This window comes from Acetivibrio cellulolyticus CD2 (genome assembly GCF_000179595.2).
In the GTDB taxonomy this organism is placed as follows: domain Bacteria; phylum Bacillota; class Clostridia; order Acetivibrionales; family Acetivibrionaceae; genus Acetivibrio; species Acetivibrio cellulolyticus.
The window spans coordinates 238,647-262,575 of the sequence record NZ_JH556653.1; the positions used below are offsets into that span (position 1 = coordinate 238,647).

Consider the following 23,929-nt stretch of genomic DNA (forward strand, 5'->3'; position numbering starts at 1 on the left):
AGTCATTTTGCAAATGCCTATTAGTCTATTTTAATAAAAAACCCGGAAATATTCTTCTTATAGCATTTATGGCTGCATCTTTAATAGAAATATATACATTTTCATTTACAAGAGCTCCGCTTGTGACAGATTCAATATCGTCAGAAGCTAAAACTTCTTCTCTTTCTTCTACATTTATGGCACTCAAATCCTGTGTATCTTCACTTATCATATCAGCTTTAATTTTTGTTTTATTTGAATTTTGCCAGACTGAATAATCATTTTTTATTACCATAAAATTATCCATGAATGAATTTACATATTCAACATCTGTCATGAAAATATAAGGATTTAATTTTGCATTATCATTGCTTATCTCAATAACTTCTGGTTCAGTACCAAGTTTATACATTGTTTTGTCATTTTTAAGCGCTAGAGAATAAAGCCCTCCTGCATATATGTCAATTATCCCTGACAAATCATTTGCCCTCACAATACCGCTTGCTATGTCTACCTGCCCATTACCTAACTGGCCATTCATATTATGACCCCATCCCCATACACTACCATCACTTTTTAATACAATAGTATGTTGCCATCCACCTGCTGCCTTATCAACATTCTCAATTCCGTCTACTCTATATGGTACTTCACGGTCTATACCTTCATCATAAGCAAAAATATTCCCTCCATGTTTGCTATCCCCAAGCTGTCCGAAATAGTTGCTTCCCCAGGTATAGACATAACCGTTTTGGTCTATTGCTATTGAATGATTAAAACCTGCCGCTATGTATTTTATGTTTGTAAGATCATTTATCTTGACTGGTAAATCGGCAGGCTCAGTAGAATTGTTTCCAAGTTGTCCTTCAAAGTTTTCCCCCCATGCCCACACTGTTCCATCTTGTTTTAATGCAATAATATGAGCAAATCCTGCTGAAATACACTTAATATCAGACAATCCTTCTATTACCTTTAGCGAATCATCATCCATATTCCATGCCCACACTGACCCGTCATTTTTTAAAACTGCCGCCTTTTTTTCACCAACTGCAATCTGATTAACCGAAGATAAAACATCACTTTTTTTTACTGACTCTGAATTCATATCAAACGAATATACTGTACCGTCTTTAAATAGTACATAAGATTTTGATGTTCCCTGATAAACCGATGAGATAGTAGGACTTGCAAAAACACTAACTACTGGGATGGCACAAACCAGAAATACACTTGCAATAAATACCAACTTCCTATTACTACTATACTTCATTGTAAATCATCCCCTTATTCATTTTTCCAACATTATATACCTTTTATCTACCTTATTCAACATATTTTAACATCAATTTAAAATATGGTTATTATCTGTCAAAACAAAGCACCAAGTGTCTTCCCATTCCCTAGCCTCTATTTCCTGCCAAAAAAGCAAAAGGGAATGTCCAGTTATTTCGACATTCCCTCAGTATTTTGCACATTCTCGAATCTTCCTTTAATTGTTAATGTGTTATAGTTTTATAAAGCAATATTTACAACCGATAGTTATTGCCAGTTACTTAATTTTCTCCATTCTCAAAATACACTCCACATGTGCCGTTGTTATAAAAGGACTGAAAAGAAAACATATAAAAAGAACGAAGATACACCTATATAGCCTTTCTATTGCTACGTTCTAAGCAATTTTTATTTTTTCTAATTTTGATGATACTAAATGCTCTTTAAAGCTAAAACCATACTTCTGTTTAACTTGACTCAAAAGAGGCAAAACTATTTATCTAGACTATAAATCACGCTGTACCATACTTTCAAATGGTGGTTTGGTGCGCACAAAAAAGACTCACAACCTATAATAGTTGGTTGTGAGCTTCTTTTATATAATTATCATTACGGGGAACTCTATGCAGCTTTTCTACGGGTTGTAACATCGAATATTACAGCAGCAGCAAGAACAATACCTCTTATGATATATTGGTATGAAATGCCTACTTGCATAAGATTCATCCCTGCTGTTAACGAAGTCATTACGAATGCTCCAATAATAGACCCTGTAACCTTACCAACACCACCATCTGCCGATACCCCACCAACGTAAGCAGCTGCAATGGCATCCAGTTCAAACAGTGTTCCGGCTGTAGTAGTTGCAGATTGAAGCCTTGAAGTATATAATATTCCTGATAATGCGGCAAGCATGCTCATTGAACAAAACACTATATAGGTTATTTTCTTTACATTTATACCACTTAACTTTGCTGCTTCAGGATTTCCACCAACAGCATAAATATGTCTTCCCAAAACTGTTTTTGATGTAATAAAGTGGTAAATTGCTACTACTAAAATAACAATAACTACTGTCCATGAAAGACCGTTATATCCTGCAAGTATCCATGTTATATAGGCAATAACCGCTGATATAAAAACCAATTTTGCTCCAAACAACTGTGGTGATAGAACATCAAACTTATATTCCGCCCTTTTTTTTCTGGATTTGATTTCACTAATAACATAAAGACCGACGGTTAATGCCCCGATGATAATAGTTAAAAGGTGTATCCCTTCAATTCCGCCAATATCGGGAATAAAACCATTTCCAATGGCATTGAATACTTTGTCCTTAACTATTATTGTTCCAGTCCCTTCTGTAACCCTGAGCAATGCACCTCTAAAAATCATCATTCCGGAAAGTGAAGCAACAAATGCAGGGATACCGAGCTTTGCGACCAAAACACCATTATACATTCCAACTATAACACCTAAAAGCAGTATTACAGGTATAACAACAACTACCGATAATCCCCATTGCGAAAGCATGATGGCGGCCACCGCACCTAAAAATCCAGCTGTAAAACCTACAGACAGGTCTATATGCTTAATTACAATAACTAGTGTCATACCTACAGCCAATACCGCAATATATCCAGTCTGATTGATCAAATTGCTGATATTTCGCGAGGATAAGAAAAGTCCCTTAGTTCCTATAGTAAATACCGCCATTATTACAACAAGAGCTATATACATTCCATATTCACGAATATTCTGCTTCAGTAAAGACTTTACTTCTTTAATGAGTTCCATAATAATCCCTCCTATTCCGTTGCCATCTTCATGATTTTTTCCTGGGTGGCTTCTTCTGCCGTAAGTTCGCCGGCTATCCTGCCCCCGGATACAACATATATCCTATCGCTCATACCAAGTATTTCAGGCAATTCAGACGATATCATTATAATACTCATACCCTGCTTCACCAGATCGTTCATTATGGTATATATTTCAAACTTTGCCCCTACATCTATACCCCGTGTAGGTTCATCAAGTATCAGAATCCCCGGTTTTGCAAACAGCCACTTTGCCAGAGAAACCTTTTGCTGATTTCCGCCGCTTAAGTTTCCAACTATTTGCTCAATGTGAGGGGCTTTAATGTTGAGAGATGATTTATACTCATTTACTACCTTTATTTCTTCATTTTCATTTATAACGCCATTGCCCGAGATTGATTTCAAATTTGCTAATGTAGTGTTTTGGCGGATGCTCTGAATCAGTATCAAACCATCCCCTTTTCGGTCTTCAGTAACATAGGCAATGCCCGCACGAACTGCATCATCCGGATGTCTTAGAACCTTTTTTTCTCCGTTAACAAATAATTCTCCCTTTATCCTGTATTCCGCCGGATTGCCGAAAATACTTTTTGCCAGCTCTGTACGGCCCGCACCCATTAATCCCGCAATTCCTATAATTTCACCTTTTTTTACATTAATATTTATGTCACTCAATAGCTTTCTTCCAACTCCAGGGTCATAGGCATTCCAATTCTTTAGTTCAAAAACCTTGTTGTCTGCTGGTTTGAAATCCCTCTTAGGATATATATTTTCTATCTCACGACCAACCATATTTTTGATTATTACGCTTTCTAAAATCTCATCTTTTTGGGCATCCATTGAACAAATTGTTACCCCATCGCGTATTACGGTTATGGTATCTGCAATTTCTATTACTTCCTTTAGCTTATGGGATATCATAATAGAAGTGATACCCTGACCTTTTAGTTCCTTTAAAAGGATCAGCAAATTTTCACTGTCATCTTCATTCAACGCAGCAGTAGGTTCATCAAGAATCAATAGTTTGACATCCTTGCTTAAGGCTTTTGCTATTTCCACCAATTGACGTTTTCCAACACCTAAATCTTTTATTTTTGTTGCAGGATTTATATTTAGTCTTACTTTTTTTAATTCTTTTTCTGCTCTTATAATTGTCTTATTCCAATCAATAACATTACCCTTTTTTATCTCATGGCCCAAGAATATATTCTCGTATACAGTCATTTCAGGGAAAAGCGCCAATTCCTGATATATGATGGCAATTCCTGTTTTTTCACTATCCCTGACACCTGAAAACTTTTGGACTACCCCATCAAAAATAATATCACCCGAGTATTGGCCATAACCATAAACACCGCTTAAAACCTTCATAAGTGTCGATTTACCGGCACCATTTTCACCTACAAGGCAATGAATTTCACCCTTTTTCACCTTGAAATTCACATTACTTAAAGCCTTTACCCCGGGGAATTCCTTGGTTATGTTTCGCATTTCCAGTATGTGTTTGTCCATACGCCAAACGCCCCTTTGCCCAATACATATTTACCACGCAAATTTCTTCATTAAAAGCTACGGAGCATCGAGCCCCTTCGCTTTTGCCTCTTTCACTTCGTTCGAAAGAGGTGGAATAAAGGAATAGTGACAGATTTGACTGTCACTATTCCAACCATAGCAATTGCTACCTTTTATTGTAATCCCGTAAAATCTGAAGCTGGATAATAACCTGAATCAATAAGTGCAGCCTTAACATTATCCTTGTTAACAACTATAACCTCAGTCTGTTTTGCCTTAACATCAATATTACCATTGTTATATGATCCTGTAGTCTCAGGTGTAGTTCCCTTTAATAATGCAACCGCCATTGCGATTGAGTCTTTTACCAAGGTACGCACATCCTTGAATACGGTCATTGATTGCTTACCATCTATAATATATTGAACAGAAGCCTTTTCAGCATCCTGACCTGTTATTGTATAACTCTTAACCGCTGTATCCGCTTTAAAAGTATCTGCAATTGAACGTGCAGTACCATCATTTGGAGCTAGTATAAATACATCACCCTTATCAGCTGCGCTTGCAACAGTCAAATTGGCTTCAGCCTTATTTTTAGCTACATTGAAGTCCCAGTCTGTTGTTACCTGACCGATTATTTTACTCATTTCCTCACGCGTTAATGTAGCCTTATCTTTTAAAGCTATTGCTTCACTGGAATTTTTTATAACAAAAGTGCCATCAGCGATCTTCGGCTGCAATACACTCCATGCGCCTTCAAAGAATAGGAATGCATTATTATCTGACGCAGCACCGGCATATAGATAAAGTGGAAGTCCTTTAGCTTTTGCATTGTCAATCAAGTACTGCCCTTGTGCCTTACCAACAGCCACACTGTCAAAAGTTACATAGTAGTCAACGGCATCGGTACCAGTTATCAACCTGTCATATGCAATTACCTTTATACCCTCTTTTTTTGCAGCCTCAACTGCTGCTGCCGCTGCACCACCATCATGCGGACAAATAATCAATACTTTTATTCCTTTAGTTATTAAAGCTTCAACATTTTCTTTTTCCTTTGCCGATGAACCCTGACTGAATAAAATTTCTACGGAATAATTTGTATCCTTCAAAGCTTCCTTGAACCTTGTTTCGTCTTGAACCCATCTCGGCTCATCCTTTGTTGGCAGTACAATACCTATGTCAGTACCCCCGCTTTTTGTTCCGCTTGTAGTTCCTGGAGTAGCAGGCTTGTTTGATGCACAACCTGCAAACATTGCCATAATCATAAATACGGAAATAATTACAGATAATATTCTTAAATACCTTTTCATTTAAAAACCTCCTTATAATTATCTACCTAACACAAGGACCTGGTAATTGCACCTTTTTTGTTGTCAGCTTTTTGCACCTAGCTTATTCCAGATAATCTACAAAAAGCAGAAAAAGCTAATTACTACCTGCATCCTTTAATTGAATTATAGCATTGCAGCCTCTAGACTTACTTAATGCAAATCTGTAAATTATTTGCTCAATGAAATTTGTATAAGAAGGCATAGCATTTTTTTAATGTGAAAAAAAGTAAGAAAAGAAAATGGGTTTAAAAACAAAGAAAACAGTGGGAATATGTTTGTTAAACATATTCCCACTGTTTATTTTCTGAATCAAAATAAGATAAGAGTTATTATATTAAATATCTCAAAAACTTTTTATTATACCTAGCAAATATTGTCTAAACACTGCAAAATCTATAGAATTAACTGAACCATCACGGTTTACATCTGCGGCTTTACTTCCATCTGAGCTAAGGCTGTCAATACCCAATAAGAATTTTCTCAATGCTGCAAAATCTATAGAATTTACTGCTTTGTCATCATTAACATCTCCAATTATATATTCCGATGAATTTCCAGCTATTGCTTTAACATAAGCATCAAGCACTGACTGGGTTGAATTTATTCTCCAATCGGTCTCCTTATTTTGATTAAACCAAACAACTGCGAATATATTACCATATGAAGATCTAATTGTATTAAATGATTGGGTAATCCAAGCCGTCTTATCTCCACCCACTTCTGTAGACGCCCATTCTGCTATCATTATCTTTTTGTTGGTGGACTTTACTGCACTATACGCTTGAGCAAATATTTGATCAAAGGTTTGCCATGTACTTCCCCATGATTGTGTCGTACCCCAGTTATACCCATCTATCGAAACATAATCAACATATCCTTCTCCAGGGTAATGATCCATATAACTTGTCCCAGCACCAACATTCGAACAGTTTACATTGTATATCCATTTGACATTGCTAACACCTTGTGCTCTAAATAAGTCTACGATATGCTTAAACGCTGCTTTAACAGTTTCACTGGTATTAACACCTGACTTATTTCCTATACCCCATGGATACCAATCGCCATTTGCTTCATGGAGAGGTCTTAACCATATTTCCTTTCCAAATGACTTTATATCGTTAGCCATTCTTGTTATGTAAGAATCAGCTTTTCCATTGTTAATATCAACTGAAGTATACTCCCATGGTTCCCATGTAACCATTAAGACTGAACCATTCGCACTTGCAGCTTCAGCCATAGATCTTACAGAACCAAAATCAGTACTCCAGTTTATAAACGTGTGCACAATGTCAAGCTTTCTTTGTTGTAATTGCTGGAATTCTTTAATGTTGCTTTCTGAAGGTTGAGTTCCTACCCACGCACCTACCAGTAAATTATTCCCACTTTCAGTCGTTGTTGCACCATAGATAGCAATAGGTAATAAGCTCATAATAATGCTGCACGATATAATCAGTGCCAAAACCTTTTTCATTAAATTTCCCCCCTGTGTAAATTTCAATATTATCTACTTTAATTATATAAACGCACATATTTGAATACAATTGTCATATAGCACTCAATTGTAATATATTACTCAATCATTAAAAATTCTTATACCACAGAAGTACTTCTATGTGTTATCATTATATTAATACCAGCAATCGTCTCGTAACTGAATTAATTTCTAAAGTGTGCGAAGCACAGAAAGAGGAAGTACATTATTAACATTATGAAAGCATAGAAATTAGTAATGTTAATATGCACTAGTAAGGAAGATTTGGTGTAATATGATTAATGACAAGCAATCAATATTTAATCCCTATATTATTGAGGTTTTTTATACCCATGAAAAAAATGTCCCATATCCTGTGGGAACTCATTTTGAAAAGAGAGTTGTCAGGTTGTATGAGCTTGAACTAATTACAGGAGGAACCGGAACTATCATTACCAACGGTGAAACTGCTAAAGTCTCAAAAGGAGATGTGTTTTTAAGGGAGCCCGGCACAATAGTTGAAGGTTACTCAGGTTATTATTTTATTGTCATTGTTTTTGACGTTTTTTATGATATCTCAAGAAAAAGTCTTTACGCTACCTCTACCCCTTATTGGATGGCAGATGAAAAAGCAACGCTCCCAAATATCGGATTTTTCAAAGACGTGCCTTATATAATTACAACTTTTAATTATGAGATTGAGTACTTATTCCAATCCGTATTCAATGAGTTTATTAAAAAGCAGCAGAATTGCCAGTTGATTTTGAAGGCGCATCTTATGAGCATATTAAATCTCTTACTTGTATCCCCCGAAAACACCATCAAAAGGATTAAAACACGGTCTTTTGAAAGTAATTATGAAATAATAAAGTCTTCTCAAAAGTACATAGATAACAACCTACATAAGGATTTAACCTTGTTAGACCTTGCTGAAATGTGTGGAGTAAGTAAAAATTTCTATTGCAAAATATTTAAAAGTATAATCGGACTATCACCATTTGACTATATTATCCAAAACCGCATGAATACCGCAAAAAGATTATTGACAACAACAAATATAAAAATATCCGATATAAGTATTATGTGCGGCATAAGCGACATAACATACTTCCATAAGCTTTTTAAAAAACATGTTAATATGACTCCTGCAAATTTTCGTGAAAGATTTAGTTTCACAACAACAAAAAACAAGTTGTAATTTCATTTTTGAAGGATAAATCTGTAATTTACCACTATCAGTATACAATGTATTGTTATATGCTCCTTAACTTTCTATTGTTGCTTGGTTTTAGGCCATTGGGACTTAGGGATATTTATATATACATCTTCAAGTCTATGGAACCTATCATTAATTATAACATCTACCATATTATCCTTTGTCACAAGTTCTGGTGCTATTTTGAAATAAGGCACATCATATTTGCCATCATTTATACTATCATTTGTCTGTACAAGGCCGCCTTTCGCCATTGTAATCGCATATTCTGCCGCTGTTCTGGCAATTTTATCAATGGGTTTATAAACTGTAGCAATCTGCGTTCCTTCCACAACCCTCTGGCAAGCATCCAAGTCTGCATCCTGCCCTATAACCTTAACTCTACTTGTCAGTCTTTTCTCTGCCAGAACATCAATAGCAGCACTTGCAAGAGTATCATTTGCACCAATTATCGCATCTACCTGTGTGCCTGAATTAATAGTATCCTCCACATACTTAAAAGCATCCTCATAGAGCCAACCCTTAACCCAAGTTTCACCGACCAGTTTTATGCTGCTATTCTCTATTTCACTACTTAGTGTCTTTTTGTATCCTTCATTAAACATATATGAGTTATTGTCAGATGGTGAACCATTTATAACAAGATAATTACCTTTAGGAGCACTTTTAAGAATTGCCTTTCCCATAAGTTCTCCTACCAGTATATTGTCGAATGAAATATATAAATCAACATTTGCATTCTTTACAAGCCGATCATAAGATATAACCCTTACTCCTCTGTTTTTTGCAGCCTTGACCAGGTTTGCCGCTTTCGCAGCATCATTTGGAACTAATACCAATATATCAATATTCTGATCGAGAAGATATTCCACTTGTTTTTCCTGTTCAACGCTGTCACTATTGGCAGTCTGCACTATGACCTCTGCTCCAAGCTCATTTGCCCTTGCCACAAAAATATCTCTGTCGCTGAGCCATCTTTCATGCACAAGAGTATCCATCGAAAAACCGATAACTATTTTATCTTCTCCTACTGAGCTTTTATCAGTTGTTTTTTCATTTATCGATGAACATCCGACAATAAAAACATCCAGTACTACCACCAAACACAATATTTTCACAAAACATTTTAAGCAGTGCAATTCAACTCCCCCCAAGATTTTATTATTAAGCCGTAAAAGTCCCCTTGTATTCCGTAGGTGTAACTCCTACAATCTTCTTAAATATCCTGCTGAAATAATTCGGATCACTGTAGCCCGTATTGTAGCAGATTTCCTTTATACTCGAATTCTTATTCTCCAACAAATCCTTTGCAATTCTGATCCTTATTCCTGTGAGATAGTCAATAAAGTTTTCACCAGTCTCCTCTTTAAAAAGCTTGCTTAAGTATTGAGGACTTACATTTATTTCATTTGATATATCCTCTAATGTTATAGATTTCGCATAATTTGCTTCTATATATTCCTTTGCCCTTGTAATAAGTTCGCCGGTTTTATAGCTGCGGTATACATTTATCTTGCCTGCAACATCCTCTACTATTCTTTTGCCCCAGAGCCTCAATTCAGTCATATCCTCTATAGAAAGCATCTCTTCAAGGAAATCAGTTTCATTTCCATCTGTCTCACTATCATATTTTCCAGCCATCCGTTGTACAAGGAATAAAAGTTCCAACAGCTTGTTCTTTATCCTTAGGTGCTGTCCATTATATACACCCGATAACCAGTCAAAAATACAATTAAAGGCTTCTATACTCTCACCCTTATCTCCTAGAGCTACACTTTGCATAAGGAGTTTTTCTTTGTGTTCAGGATACCCTTGAGTGTTTACAAGCGTTATATCCATAAAATGCTTGATACCGGTGCCATTTAATGAACGAAGTGCTTTCAACGCTTCCTCATACGAGGCTGACATTGTTTCAAAACTTTTCTGATTGCCTATACCTATTTTCAAACCACATTCCAATTTACCGGAAAGATGCTTTGAAAGCGTCTCAGCAAAAGCAATTGCAGCTCGCTGTACAAAAGCCGAATCCTCAGTCATGTAAGCTACCGGTACAAACACAACTACACGATTTAGCATCAGAGGTCCTACTATACATTTTCCTATATTACTTACTGTGTCTCTAAAAAGCGAATATACTTTCCTGCTTTTTAAATTATTTCCTATCCTATCGACCAGACCCTCTTTATCCTCTTCATAGCTAAACTCAATCGTCATCACATATCCGTTGTTTTCTTCTATACTTAAAAGCTCCCGGTAATTCAGAAGTTCTTTCTTATTATTATCAAACATTACTAAAGAGTAAATAAAACCATTTTCAAGAACTGGCTGTATCCTCTCTATCTTCTCCTTCAATTCAAGCATATTTTTGCGGTTTTCCTTTTCAGCCTTAACAATATCAATTGCTTTATTTAAGGCTTCCACTACCTTTTTGCGGTTAGCCGGTTTTAAAAGGTATTCTATAACCCCAAGGTTTACAGCTTCCTTTGCAAACTCAAACTGGTCAAAGGCACTCAAAATAATAAAAACTACATGCCTGTGGAGTTTCTTAATCTCCCTTATAGTCTCAATTCCATTAATTCCAGGCATTTTAATATCCATAAACACAATGTCCGGCACACTATATTCAACTTTTTCTATAGCTTCACGTCCGGATCTGGCAGTGGCAATAATTTCAACATTGTTGAAGTTTTTATCAATTATATATTTTAGCGAATCAATTGCAATCCTTTCATCATCAGCTATCATGACCCTAAACATTCCGATTCCTCCTGGGTAAAACTAGTTAATGGTATATTTAATATAACCTCTGTCCCGTTCCCCGGCTCACTATATATCTCCATAATTTTGTCATCATTGTAGAAAATCTTTAACCGGCTGAGTATATTATTCATTCCTATCCCGTTTGTATGCCCTCTATTTGTACTTAAACTCACTTCCCTGCCGCTTGACTTCCCGTTCAATATCTCACTGATCTTTTCTTCTGACATTCCCTTTCCATTATCTTTTATTGAAATTTGGGCATATTGCCCGTTCCTTATCGCCTTTATCCATATCCTTCCCACATATTCAACATCACCAATGCCATGAATAAAGGCATTTTCAACAATAGGCTGAAGTATCATACACGGAATTTTTACATTAAGAATACTCTCATCACTATAGAGCGAAAACTCTACCGTGTCAGAAAAGCGTACTTTTATCAAGTGTACATAGTTTTCAATGTTCTTTAGCTCCTCGCTAATTGTAACAGGTCTATCCAGATTTCTGATATTATATCTAAAAAGTTCAGCTGCATTTTCAATAAACATGCAGGCTCGATCCGCACCTTCAAGCATTGCTAGCTGTGCGCCTGTATTAAGTGTATTGTACAAGAAATGAGGGTTAATCTGCGCTTGCAGTGCATGGAGTTCTGCCTCCCTGAGATTGCTCTTCATCAGAAGATTTTCCATTTCCCGCTCATTAAGCCTGCTCTCAAGTTCAGCCTTTTCCTTTATCTGAGTAATATATTGCCTTATACTTTCTGTCATACGATTAAATGCTTCCGCCATTACACCTATTTCATCTTTAGACCCCACCATTACTTCCGGAACATCAAAATTACCGTGCGTAATTTCATCAGCAGCCCTTGAAAGTTCTGAAATAGGCTTCGTTATACTGTAGGTATACCATAAAATCATCATTATGTTTAAGAATATAACAAAAGCAATCAAGCCAATATTAAGCGTCTGAACTATATTTGAACTGTTCTTGACTGACAAATAGCTGTCAGTATTCTGCAGCAGTAAATTATTATTAAGCTTTTGAATATACTCGTTAATATAATTATAGATTTTCTTACTTTCACTATAGTGTAAAAGGTATTCCTCAACTGCTCTGCCCCTTCTTGCAGTCACTGCTGCATCTGTTTCTTCAAAATAAGTTGAAATCATATATTTGATATCCTTGAGCATCAGTATATTTTGTACATTTGAATAGTGGGTATTGATTGATTCTACATCTTTCTTAAGTTCATTTGAATATTGGTAATAGTTGCCGAGGCTTTTGGAATACTTCGTAGCAAGATAATCCTCATACGAAAGATTCAAATTCTTCAAACACTTACTTAGGTTATTCAATTTTACGTTCATCTCAAATGTTGTGCTCATCTTTCTCATAAGCATGTTTATTCCGTAATAGGGATATATATTTATAACGCCCATAATAACTATAGTAGCCATAAAGTATGTTATGAGCCTCTTTTTTAATTTATTCCTGCTCCATAGTTTCCTAAGACCTCTCCAAAGCCGCATTTTATTCTTCTCCAGACTTTATATATTCTGAAATATTCTCTCCTGTAATTACCATAGTATTAACCTTGAAATAAGCCGATGTCCTGCCAATTTTTTTAATTTGCACCATAGCTTTGATGGCATCATAGCCCATTTGCTCGTAATCTGCACTGACAGTCCCAAAAACTACCCTCTTATCAATATAACGCAACAATTGGGGAGAATACCCGCTACCTATAATATTGTAATCCATTTTATTCAAGTCAATTAATCTCTGTACAACCAGCGTAGTGTCCTTTGATGTTGTACATATAATGGAATCCAGTCCATTGGGATTTTGAATCAAATCCCTTATGGTATCTTCTATATTAAGGATGTCCGTGCTGTCATACTCAATAGTTGTTATTTTTATATTTGGGTAATCCTTCACAGAATCCTTGATACCCAAAATCATCAGATTCTTCTGCACAGTCTCATCAATCTGGCCTTTACTGATAAGAACCGCTGCATTTGACTGATCTCCCGCTGCCGCAAGCAACATTCTTCCCAGCTGCACTCCTGAATCATAGGCATTTACTCCTACAAAAGCAGCCCTCTTACTGTTTTCTGCATCCGTACCTATAGTTACTACAGGCATACATTTTTCTACAGCACAATCTATAAGTTCTCCTGCTTCTTTTTCATCCCAAACATGAGTAATAATCCCATCTAGTCTGGAGGCAATTGCAATATTCATATATTTTTGTTCATCACTTCCATTCACGACGTTTGGTCCATTGAACTCAACCGCTACGTTAAATTCCTCCGATGCTTTCTCAACTCCATTTTTTACCGAAAGCCAAAGAGAATCTTCTAAATTTTCACAAATCATAGAAAAGTGATATTCCGGTTCATTTCCAGGTACTATTATCTCTTCAATTTGGCCGGCATCAGAGAGAGCAGTATTTATGCCATAATATATATAAGACGTAACAAAGACTATAGTTAGAATTATAATTGATAAAAGAAAAATGTAATATTTCTTCTTCATAGCCACCTCCATTACTGCATAGCTACAATTATACAAATAATTTTAACAAAATATGAGCATATAGATATAAATGTGAATTTTGCTAATTATATTACAGATTTTCAAAGCAGCATATCGTTAATTATGGATTAGGGAAAGTAACTGAACATTTCTCACCCTTCAAGTCTGTATAGTACAAAACTAGACTATTATCTACTACTTGCAAATACCCATCATGTTCCGCATCTTCCTGGCCAGTTAATTTGTATCCTAAATATGCCTTATCATTTTTTAAACCGACAACCCTCCCGCTTAACACAACTTCACCTGAACCAGATGATTTAACTACTACATCAATATTTACAATATCCTTACTTACTTTAATAAAGTAATTTTGAGGTTTTTCAGATTTTACATAAGCAGGATCATTTTCTACGTTGACTGCTTCTTTGCCAGCTGGTTTTACGAATTTTTCCAAGGCAGTCTCTATTGCTTGTGGAGTGTAGCCTTCGCCCTTAGGAGAAAGGGTTATTTTCTTAGTTTTGCTATCCCAAATAACATTTAAATTCATTTGTTCTGCTACAAATCTTATAGGAAGCATTGTCCTGCTGTTTTTAATTACTGGAGCCTGTTCTATAGTCATGTTCGAAAGTTCTGAATATTCACCATATACATAGTTATTACAAACAGTTGCAATATTGCTGCCAAGTGATAATTTTGCATACTTGTATGTATTCAATGATCTATAATTTTCTACCGTTTCTCCTGTATCTTCATCTTTATAGGAATAATCATACGAATCCATTTTTACTTTATTCAATATCTCTATGGATTTATTTTGTCCGTTCCATATAACTATGTATCCCAGCGATTCGGATATAAATCTTAAAGGCACGAGAGTTCTATTACTTGAAGGATCAACATATGGAGGAACATCTAAAGTCGTACTTTTGCCATTAATTGTAGCAGTCGTACTATTTACCTGAAGCACAACTGTTGTCCCTGCCCCTTCAGCAAACGTAACCGTTGTCATACCAAAAAGAAGCACAGCAACTAGTACACCTGTCACCAACACACTAAAAACCCTTTTAATTTTCATTAAAATACCTCCTCAAATAACATAAAAATTATTTATAATTTTTTAAAAATAATCAATAATTATATTCGCCTCGTAATACCGTGATATGCGCAATATAATTATAACACAAACTCAAGATTTTTCCAAAACATTATACATTTAAAATTCCTTTTGAATTTATTAGACTGCAAGATTTATATGCTGAATAGTTCCCGATGTCCCATTTTCTCTTAAGAATATACCGGTCTTCTGGATTTCCCCATTTAGGTTATTTGAAGTGTCCTTTAAGCTAAACTGTGTATTTATATTTCCAATATATAATGCACCTATGCCCTTGTCCGCAAGAGAAAACAGCATATCCTTTCCCAAGTCATCTTTTACCCATATTTTTAGCTTACTGAAAACGGCATCATTTTCATCAATCCACCCATTGCTATCAGAATCATACTTTTCAAGTTCTGAAAAACCATCCCCGGACTGAGGACCAAAAAGCTCTTTTCCATCATTTATTATTCCGTCGTTGTTTAAATCCAATGCCAAAAAGCCGCTTTCCTTTGAAACAAAAGAAATCTGCTCTGTTACTCCATCAAAATTAAGATCAAAGCCTATTTTATTGTTGGATAGTTTTAAGGTATTATTGTTCAGATTTATTACCAGAGGGTCGATGACTTTAGCATCTCCGGCTCTTATCGATTTGCTCTCATAAGAAGTATACTCTCTTTTCATATCCAGATCTATTTTAAATTCTATGTTTCGTCCATCTGATGTTTTTACCATTCCCTTTGCAGAAAATGTCATTGTCTCTTTTTCGTAGTACTGCTTACGATAATCATATTCCAATCCCCAGCCGCTTCTGTTTTGTACGTTTTCATTTTTTGCTGGCAGATTACTAATATCAATATTTTTCCTATTAGCTAATTCCTTTATTTTCCCTGCTACTTGAAGTTTTACTTTTCTACCAGAAAAAACTTCTATGAATTTTTCTATTAGCATAATTTTACGCCTATCTTCGCTGCTGAGTTCACCGTCTATTTCATCCTCTTCTTTCGCAGCCTCAGACCTTTGCAGTTCACCTCTTCCTTCTTTAGAAATTTCCAGAATATCGCTGATATTTTTCTTTACCGCTGGGTTCTGAAGCTTTTGAGCTTCAAAGTCCGGTCTGCTGCCAACCCAGAATTTCAAAGTCTCCTCCTCAATATGACTCTCCATATATGTCGACTTAGATGCCATAGTAACAGAGGATTCTCCTATTCTCATAAAAATGCCGCCTCCTTGCTTTTATGAGACCAAACTCATTTATATTCATCCTTGAAGAACTCTAAGTTCCTTTTTTCATTTGTATAAAAACATCTATTATAATTATCGGTATATTATTAAAAAGTTATTATAAAGTTTCTGAGACTAGAATCCATTCAGCTCAAAAAATATACCATTCACCTTATATTTCTTACATCTTAAGAAACTCAAAAGACAAATTTCAATTATTTTTGTAACATATAAGTGTAAGGAACAGCCGAGGTTATATTCTCAGCATTCCTAAGTTTAATTGATTAAAAAAATTTAAAGGAGATGAACTCTATGTCAAACGTTTTATTAGCAACAGTAGTATCCGAACCTCAACCTCAATCAGGCCAATCCCATCGTTCAAGCGGTAATTTTTCGACTGATTCCATGCCTGATGGCACAAAATACTTTCTATTTAAAGTAATTAATCATCCTAATCCAGATCCAATAAGGTTCGATGTCATGCAGGACAAAAGTGCTGCCAAAGATCCTACCTGGTATAAAGATGTTTATAACAACAAGCAAGAAGATACACACATTGATAAATGCAGAAACTTGTACATAGCTAACCCAGAAAACGCTGATAGCAAGCAATTTACAGTTGAAGTCTATGCAGTAATTTGATAAGAACTACAAAAGTCGGAACATATCAACGTAGTATGCTCCGACTTTTATCTTGTATTTTCCTATTACTATATAAACCCCTTTTCTTCCATATCATCAATAACCTTCAATACTCCTTCTTCAATATTCGAAGGAGCTTCAAAACGAGCCTGTGCTTTTACTTCTGAAGGGGCATTCTTCATAGCATAGCTGTAATATGCTGCCTCCATCATGGGCACATCGTTGAAATAATCTCCAAAAACCATTGTTTCCTTACAACTCACTCCAAGCTTATCCTGCAAATACTTTATTGAAATACCTTTGTCGACATCCGGCCTGCCAAAGTCCATCCAATGCTTGCCGGAAACAATAACATTTACTTCCTGCTGCCATCTGCTGCTAAACATATCATATGAATTCTCCTGAGACCCTATATAGTCATAAAGGGCAATTTTAAGTATGTCATCCTCTACATCCAGCAAATCATGCACCAATTCACAGTTAAAATAATATTTTCTAACCTCTGCTTCAAATTCAGTATTGGTTGTTTCAACATACGCAGTTTTTTTCCCACATAGAACTATATCCCGGTCTCCAGCGTTTCTTATGTCTTTAATTATACCCTCTACTTTATGTCTTTCCAATGCCCGAAAAAAAAGTTCCTTTCCATGATGCATTACAAGTGCACCGTTCTCTGCTATAAAAATAAGCTTATCCTTTAATGAAGCAAAATCGTTTAACAATGTATGATACTGGCGTCCACTTGCTATAGCAAAATAAACGCCTTTATTCTCAAGCCTCAATACGAGTTCAGTAAATCCACTTGGCAATTCGCCATCTCCATTTAATAATGTCCCATCAATATCCGTAGCTATTAGTTTAATCATTCTTCAACACCTTTACCAAAGTTATATTTCCAGCATTCCTAAATTCTATAAATTATTTTACATTATATATTTTCCTTTGTAAAACCAATTAAAACTCATTACAAAAATTGCAGAAAAGTCAAATACTTTTCTGCAATTTTTGTATAAAATTCACTTTATTTAATCCGAATACTTTAACGTTTTTGAAATTAGATCCTTTCCTGCCAAAGTATTTTTAAATACCATTCTCGTATTTTCAATAAATTCTTCAGGGTCTGTCAGTGATGGACTGTAATGGGTTAACCACAACTCCTTAACCTCACCTTTACTTGCCAGCGTAGCTGCTTCTATAAAAGTCATGTGCTTTTTCTGTACGGCCTTGCTCGATTCTTCCTCTCCACCATACATGCCTTCACACACAAACAAATCTGCATTCTTAACAAAATCCTCCAAAGCCTCAGTTGGTCTAGTATCAGTGCAGTAACAAACTTTTATACCTTTTCTCTCTTTCCCCATAACCATATCAGGGCTTATAGTCCTTCCTTCAAAGGTTATGCTATCACCTTTCTGCAGGCTACCCCAGAAAGTTACGGGAATATTTAAATTCCTGGCACGTTCAACTTCGAATTTACCCTGCCTTTTAAGCTCAATACAATACGAAAGACATGGAATTGAATGATCAACCGGCATGCTTTTAATAGAAAGCCCGCTAATTAATATTTCAGAGCATTGGTCTTCTTTTAATTCAATTAGCCTAAGCTCATAAGGCAACTGAGGTGAAACAACCGTTAACCCTTCAACTACATTTTTAAGACCTGGAGGTCCCACCAAAGTTAACGGTTCTTCTCTTCCGGAATTGCCTAATGTAAGAAGCAATCCTGGAAGCCCTGCCGTGTGGTCAGCATGATAATGTGTAAATAAAATAGCATCTATTGATTTAAAACCCCATTCAGCCTTTCTTAACGGTATTTGAGTACCTTCACCACAATCTATCAAAACCATTCTTCCATTATATCTCACCAAAAAAGCCGTAAGCCACCTTTCAGGCAGAGGAATCATCCCCCCAGTTCCCAATAAACAAACATCAAGCATAACAATTATATCTCCCTTGTCAATTCTATATAGCTTTTCTTTTCTCACCAGCATCACTTATTGAGCATATAAAATACTTCTTGTCATTTATGATCATTCTATGATTTCTCTTGTTTATTTCAGAGACATTCAACGTCTTATTCTTTCTATCAGAAACATCATATACTTCAACCTTTGCGCCATATTCAACAACCTTGTTAAAAAACATATCTGGCTTTTCGCTCTTAAAGCAGCGCTTTCCAATCAATACATTTCTTACAGGAGTAACTCTTAAAACAAACACTAAATATCACCCTTTCAACCTACCTTAAATTTTTTGCTATACCTGTTTGCATAGCTGCTTGCAACGAAAGAATCAGGTTTAATCTTTGCATCAATACCTATTCCTTCAAAATACCCGACCATTTCCCTTATAAGCTTTCTTGTCTCTCCTTTTGTACCTACATCAATATGTGCCTCTAGCTTACAGTCAAAGTTTTTATACTTTGAAGTAAAATCAAATAATGCCTCCATCAACTGTTCATTAAGCATATATACCATTTCATATGTCATCAAGGTTTCCTTCGAAATCTTTTCTTTAAGGTTTTTGTACCGTTTATTCTCAACCATTTTACTAACACAGCACCAGGCTCCCTGGCCGACTCTGTGTACGTGAATTCCTGTTGCAAAACATGTGTATCTTCCCTTTACCTGTGAATCTGTTCCAACCGCTATCCTGTACTGACAGTCAGGATTTGCCTTGATAAAGTACCTTATGCTTGCAACTACATCTGCAAAACTCATATTCTTTTGCATTGAATTAAAAAATCTCATTTTTTCTCACCAACTTTAATAATTATTATATGTAACACTTTTCATAATTTTCAAAAATTAATCCTTTAGAGCATTTAGCCCATTTCACTCCAAGAGGCTAAATAAAAAGTGGTTAAATCCATTTATTGGACTTAACCACTCTATTTTTGTAAATGCTTTTTTGTAAAAACCCATCAAGAAATATCCGGGTGTAGCTTTGCATCGCATTTATATAACAGAGGATTAAGCCAATGTATGCCGCCAAAATCCATACTTTGCCTCTCTGATAATTTCACTGTAATATTTATTTGTCTAAGCTCGTAATATCCAAAACGATACATTGTAATCCTCCTTTCATATAATCATTTAATATCAGTTTCTCAAAATGCCCTTTACCAACAACATTTTCTCAGGCATAGTAATTATATGGTAACACATACGCACTTGTATTGTCAACCAGAAATTAGAATTGAAATATTTTCGTAATATTTTTATCCTCAAGGCTTACGCATAAATCCTGATGGTCGTTAAATCCACTCCATTTCAGGGAATTTGTTTCACAAACTCCTCAAATGAAAAGCCCTTCTTTTCTCTTCAAACCTTTTTCTTTTGAAACAGGTTACGAAAAAAGAAGGGCTTATAAAACTTTTTAACTATTAGTATTTGCCGAAATCAGCATCGCCAAGGGAGATGCTCTTTTTATTATTCAATACTTTCTTTTTTGAGTTCACCTTACTCTTCTTACTTGCTTCATCCAAATGTTGAATGATCTCAGCGTCCAAGCTTTCGTATCCCAATTTTGATTCAATATTTTTTCTGACTTTAAATTTATTTACCATTTCATTAAGTATATCTGCCTGACTTGACAGTTCCTGACTTGAAGCTGCACTTTCCTCTGATGTTGCAGAGTTTGTTTGAATAACCTGTGAAATCTGTACAACGCCCTGATTAACCTGTGAAATTCCCGTTGCCTGTTCGTTTGATGAAGTAGCAATTTCACCAACAAGAGCAGCAGCTCTAGTGACACCTTCTACTATTTTATTTAATGCTTCAGCAGTATCCCTTGCTATATTCATACCATTTTCCGTCTTTCTGACTGTTCCCTCTATTAAACCAGTTGTCTCTTTAGCTGCTTGAGAACTTCTTCCGGCAAGACTCCTAACTTCATCTGCTACAACAGCAAATCCCTTTCCATGCTGCCCGGCTCTAGCAGCTTCAACAGCAGCATTTAATGCCAGGATGTTGGTCTGGAAAGCTATATCATCTATTACTTTGATAATTTTGGATATATTAGTAGATGCTGATGCTATTTCATCCATAGATTTTAACATATCTTTCATCTGCTCATTTCCATCTATAGCATCTTCTTTTACTTTCATAGCAACTTCACTTGCTTCTTTTGCATTAATTGCATTCTTTTTCGTTTGCTCGGCTATTACATTCATAGTTGATGATAACTCTTCAACTGCACTTGCTTGCTCCGTTGTACTCTGCGATAACATTTGTGATGAATCCGCAATTTGTTTTGAGCCCCCGGATACCTGATATGCTGCATCACCCATACTGATTAACATACCATTAAACACTGACAAAATATGACTCAGTGAGTTTTTTATTTCAACAAAATCACCTTTAAAGTCGTTATTTATTGTGACATCCAAATTACCATCGGACATCTGGTTCAGCACCTGCGTAATTTCACCTATATATATCTTTAAATTATGAATTGTTTTATTAAGAGCATCTTTTATTATTGCATGTTCGCCCTTGTAATTTCCATTCATGCTAGCCTGTAAGTTTCCTTTTTCCAATTCTCCAAGAACACTTGAAGCTTCCTTTATAGGATCTATTACCGCATCTAGCGTCTTGTTTATGCCTGATATAATATCTTTATATAATCCATTGAAGTTTTCAGCTCTTCCACGAATTTGAAGTTCACCATCAATTGCTGCACTGGTTAAAGTATTCGCTTCATAAACAAGGCCTTTTATCGATTCCACAGTTTTCTTAAGTGCAGGTGACAATTCATCTTCATTATCTTTAACATTTAACTCAAAATCAAAATTTCCATCTGCCATTTTATTAATAGGTACAACAATAAATTTCTGAAGATCATCAGCATAATGATCCATTGTATTTGCAAGTTGGCCAATTTCATCTTTCCTTCTTAAATTTAATCTGGTTTTCAAATGGCCTTTTTCAATTTCCTTAATCATAGTAACTACTGATGAAAGTGGTCTTGAAATGTTATTTATAACAGCAGATACAAACAGTAATATAATCAGGAACACCACGATAAAAATAATCCCCAATAATACATAAGCTTTTGTTTCTTTTCCACTATTCAACTCTTTGTTTGTTTCTATTGCCGATTCCACTATCAATGATACTTCATCCAAATGGCCCCTGGCTGTTTGAAAGGACTCTTCCCAACCCTCCCCCATGCTTTTATTTTCCATTATTGTGTTTGAAATTTTAATCCATTCATCTATTTCAGTATCGACTTTTTCAAAAAGTTCAAATGCTGTGAGCTCACTACTCTCACCTTTAAAACCATCCCACTCCTCTTTACTTTTTTCCATTACCATTTTTGCATCTGCAATTCTCTCTTTGGCACCTTTTACATTCTCATTAAAATGAGCAATATTGCTTTCTATATCTTTTTCTGAATCCTTTGATATCATTACAGCTTGTACTGCTGTATAAGCCTGATATAAATCTCTGTCGGCATTTAAAATCTTACTTTGCGCAGTGCCACCATTGTTCAGCATGCTTTCCAGTTGTCCCTGAACTGAATTAATCGCGAATATAGCCCCAAAAAAGAATACACTAATAATTATTACCGTAAGGTTTAAAATCAAATAAACTTTTTTCCTTAATGACAAGTCTGAGATCCATTTCATCATGCTTATTATCTCCTTTTATAAATATTATTAGGCATTTGTGTAAATCCATGAACAAGCTGAATTAACCAATAACAAAGATAGAATAGAAAAAAAGAATAAGGACAGGTTGCAATTATTATTTCTACCGCCTTGCAATATATATTTCGGCACATAAAAAAATTACTTCACTATCTTTTTTAACAAAATTTTAATGTAGAAGATATTAACATTTTAAAGGCTGCCGGATTATTTTCCAGGCAGCCTTAATGATAATACTGTATTATCTTAAAATCAAACTTTTCAACAACCTAATAGTTTACCAAACTGACTTCACCAAGTTTCTCTGCATTTTCTGCATCATAAAATTCAAGTCTGTTTGAGGCTGATCCAATTAATTTATTGTTAATAATATGTACTTTCCATGCAAGTTTAACGGTCTTGTCCTTTCCTGGATAGACTACAAGTTCAACTGACTGTATTTTTCTTCTTTCAAGCATCCCAAATGAGTTGACAATTGTGCTTTCTTGTATTTGAGGATTCGTGTTTAAGTTTGTAATTAGCAGATAATCACCACTCACCGATACTGAATTTCCACCTTTATCCACGCAAACAACCAATTCTTTTCCATAAACCTCAATTCCATCAAACAATTGCTGCAATTTGTAATAAACCAAATCATCGCTCTTTTCCTGATTAATAACCGCAAACTCATTTTCCGGAGAGTTTATTTTCATTATTGACTTAATACTGTTAAGGGAATATAACACGTCAGCTGGAGATTCAATAATATAGTCGGTATATCTTCCATCAATAAGCTTTATTTTACCTTCCTCATCCAATGTAAGCTCCGGCTCTACATTGTTGTTATATTTGGCCAAATCCTCAATAGAGTTATCAATTATGCTTCCACCAGCGTTTTTCTTTAATACAACAACACTGAATCTCTTATAATAATTAATATTGCCCACTTTTATAGTGGCAGTCAGATTGACTTTTACATCTTTACCTATTGGACAGTTAACAATTCCTTTACTGTTTATATATACTTCGTTGCTGCTTTCCCAAGTAATCTCTCTGTGATTTTTACTGTATTGAGGCAAATTAATATCCTGAGTTATACCTGCTTCATTTTGATTGCTGCCAAAGCTAATTTGAATATCAGCAACTTCTGAGTTATTCTGATTATACTTTCCTGTTGAAAAAAACAAAAATATTACACTTAGGACACCCAAACATAAAACTGCAACACCGATATAAATAGCAACTCTTCTCATTGAATTAATCCTCCACGAATATATTTGTCAATCATTGTCATTAAGGAATGCCTCATAATAGAATTATATCACAGCAGAACTTACCGTGATAGGTTTAGATCTGCCATCTTAATATCGTTCACATAATAGTTTTTTCCCAATGAACTTTTTACATATTTTCTATTTATTGCATTT

Annotated in this window: 20 protein-coding genes; 2 read left to right on the plus strand and 18 right to left on the minus strand. The window is 35.3% G+C overall.

Translation table 11 applies throughout. The features are described from left to right. Window positions 1–25 precede the first annotated feature (25 nt). The 5 genes from ACECE_RS28990 to ACECE_RS0203415 form a co-directional block, all read right to left on the minus strand. The gene (locus ACECE_RS28990; protein WP_010244124.1) at window positions 26–1,249 is read right to left on the minus strand and encodes an RCC1 domain-containing protein; all 1,224 of its coding nucleotides are present in this window, start codon (window positions 1,247–1,249) and stop codon (window positions 26–28) included. Between the two features lie 623 nt (window positions 1,250–1,872). Further along, window positions 1,873–3,048, minus strand: a complete 1,176-nt coding sequence (locus ACECE_RS0203400) for a sugar ABC transporter permease (RefSeq protein ID WP_010244126.1) — start codon at window positions 3,046–3,048, stop codon at window positions 1,873–1,875. A gap of 11 nt (window positions 3,049–3,059) precedes the next feature. Continuing rightward, a complete protein-coding gene (locus tag ACECE_RS0203405) occupies window positions 3,060–4,580 on the minus strand; it encodes an ATP-binding cassette domain-containing protein (protein ID WP_010244128.1) in 1,521 nt (506 codons plus the stop codon). A 173-nt stretch (window positions 4,581–4,753) separates the two neighbouring features. Next, window positions 4,754–5,893, minus strand: a complete 1,140-nt coding sequence (locus ACECE_RS0203410) for a sugar ABC transporter substrate-binding protein (RefSeq protein ID WP_010244129.1) — start codon at window positions 5,891–5,893, stop codon at window positions 4,754–4,756. 364 nt (window positions 5,894–6,257) lie between these two features. Further along, on the minus strand, window positions 6,258–7,388 hold the full coding sequence (locus ACECE_RS0203415; protein ID WP_010244130.1) for a dockerin type I domain-containing protein: 1,131 nt from the start codon (window positions 7,386–7,388) through the stop codon (window positions 6,258–6,260). Window positions 7,389–7,683: 295 nt separating this feature from the next. On the opposite strand from ACECE_RS0203415, the gene ACECE_RS0203420 reads away from it, so the two are divergent. Beyond that, complete coding sequence (locus ACECE_RS0203420) at window positions 7,684–8,586, plus strand: helix-turn-helix transcriptional regulator (protein ID WP_010244131.1); 903 nt, start codon at window positions 7,684–7,686, stop codon at window positions 8,584–8,586. A 74-nt stretch (window positions 8,587–8,660) separates the two neighbouring features. Here ACECE_RS0203420 and ACECE_RS0203425 read toward each other — a convergent pair whose 3' ends face one another. The 6 genes from ACECE_RS0203425 to ACECE_RS0203450 all read right to left on the minus strand — a co-directional run bounded on the left by ACECE_RS0203425 (window position 8,661) and on the right by ACECE_RS0203450 (window position 16,216). Beyond that, entirely contained in the window at window positions 8,661–9,743 is a 1,083-nt protein-coding gene (locus tag ACECE_RS0203425; protein WP_010244132.1) for a sugar ABC transporter substrate-binding protein, read from the minus strand. A 25-nt stretch (window positions 9,744–9,768) separates the two neighbouring features. Continuing rightward, complete coding sequence (locus ACECE_RS0203430; protein WP_010244133.1) at window positions 9,769–11,361, minus strand: response regulator; 1,593 nt, start codon at window positions 11,359–11,361, stop codon at window positions 9,769–9,771. Continuing rightward, entirely contained in the window at window positions 11,346–12,893 is a 1,548-nt protein-coding gene (locus tag ACECE_RS26460) for a sensor histidine kinase (RefSeq protein WP_010244134.1), read from the minus strand. Before ACECE_RS26460 ends, ACECE_RS0203430 begins: the two co-directional genes overlap by 16 nt. A 1-nt stretch (window position 12,894) precedes the next feature. Next, window positions 12,895–13,902 (minus strand): substrate-binding domain-containing protein, encoded by a 1,008-nt coding sequence (locus ACECE_RS0203440; RefSeq protein WP_010244135.1) that lies wholly within the window; start codon window positions 13,900–13,902, stop codon window positions 12,895–12,897. A gap of 121 nt (window positions 13,903–14,023) precedes the next feature. After that, window positions 14,024–14,980, minus strand: coding sequence for a copper amine oxidase N-terminal domain-containing protein (locus ACECE_RS0203445; RefSeq protein WP_010244137.1), 957 nt, complete (start codon window positions 14,978–14,980; stop codon window positions 14,024–14,026). A 159-nt stretch (window positions 14,981–15,139) separates the two neighbouring features. Next, window positions 15,140–16,216, minus strand: a complete 1,077-nt coding sequence (locus ACECE_RS0203450) for a hypothetical protein (protein WP_010244138.1) — start codon at window positions 16,214–16,216, stop codon at window positions 15,140–15,142. A 321-nt stretch (window positions 16,217–16,537) separates the two neighbouring features. Here ACECE_RS0203450 and ACECE_RS0203455 point away from each other — a divergent pair, with 321 nt between their 5' ends. Continuing rightward, window positions 16,538–16,867 (plus strand): hypothetical protein, encoded by a 330-nt coding sequence (locus ACECE_RS0203455; RefSeq protein ID WP_010244139.1) that lies wholly within the window; start codon window positions 16,538–16,540, stop codon window positions 16,865–16,867. 68 nt (window positions 16,868–16,935) lie between these two features. Here the strand turns inward: ACECE_RS0203455 and ACECE_RS0203460 are convergent, their stop codons facing one another. From ACECE_RS0203460 to ACECE_RS0203490, 7 genes are all read right to left on the minus strand, one after another. After that, window positions 16,936–17,733: an HAD family hydrolase gene (locus tag ACECE_RS0203460; protein WP_010244140.1), complete on the minus strand. Its 798-nt coding sequence runs from the start codon at window positions 17,731–17,733 to the stop codon at window positions 16,936–16,938. Window positions 17,734–17,892: 159 nt separating this feature from the next. Then, window positions 17,893–18,804, minus strand: coding sequence for a ribonuclease Z (locus ACECE_RS0203465; protein ID WP_026073679.1), 912 nt, complete (start codon window positions 18,802–18,804; stop codon window positions 17,893–17,895). Between the two features lie 25 nt (window positions 18,805–18,829). Then, window positions 18,830–19,087: a hypothetical protein gene (locus tag ACECE_RS0203470; RefSeq protein ID WP_010244142.1), complete on the minus strand. Its 258-nt coding sequence runs from the start codon at window positions 19,085–19,087 to the stop codon at window positions 18,830–18,832. 14 nt (window positions 19,088–19,101) lie between these two features. Further along, window positions 19,102–19,617, minus strand: coding sequence for a ribonuclease H-like YkuK family protein (locus ACECE_RS0203475; protein ID WP_010244143.1), 516 nt, complete (start codon window positions 19,615–19,617; stop codon window positions 19,102–19,104). 173 nt (window positions 19,618–19,790) lie between these two features. Beyond that, window positions 19,791–19,937: a hypothetical protein gene (locus ACECE_RS30930; protein WP_162862474.1), complete on the minus strand. Its 147-nt coding sequence runs from the start codon at window positions 19,935–19,937 to the stop codon at window positions 19,791–19,793. Between the two features lie 315 nt (window positions 19,938–20,252). Next, window positions 20,253–22,502 carry a methyl-accepting chemotaxis protein gene (locus ACECE_RS26465; RefSeq protein ID WP_010244144.1) on the minus strand — a complete coding sequence of 750 codons (2,250 nt, stop codon included), beginning with the start codon at window positions 22,500–22,502 and terminating at the stop codon, window positions 20,253–20,255. Window positions 22,503–22,789: 287 nt separating this feature from the next. Beyond that, complete coding sequence (locus ACECE_RS0203490; RefSeq protein ID WP_010244146.1) at window positions 22,790–23,755, minus strand: immunoglobulin-like domain-containing protein; 966 nt, start codon at window positions 23,753–23,755, stop codon at window positions 22,790–22,792. Window positions 23,756–23,929: the final 174 nt, after the last annotated feature.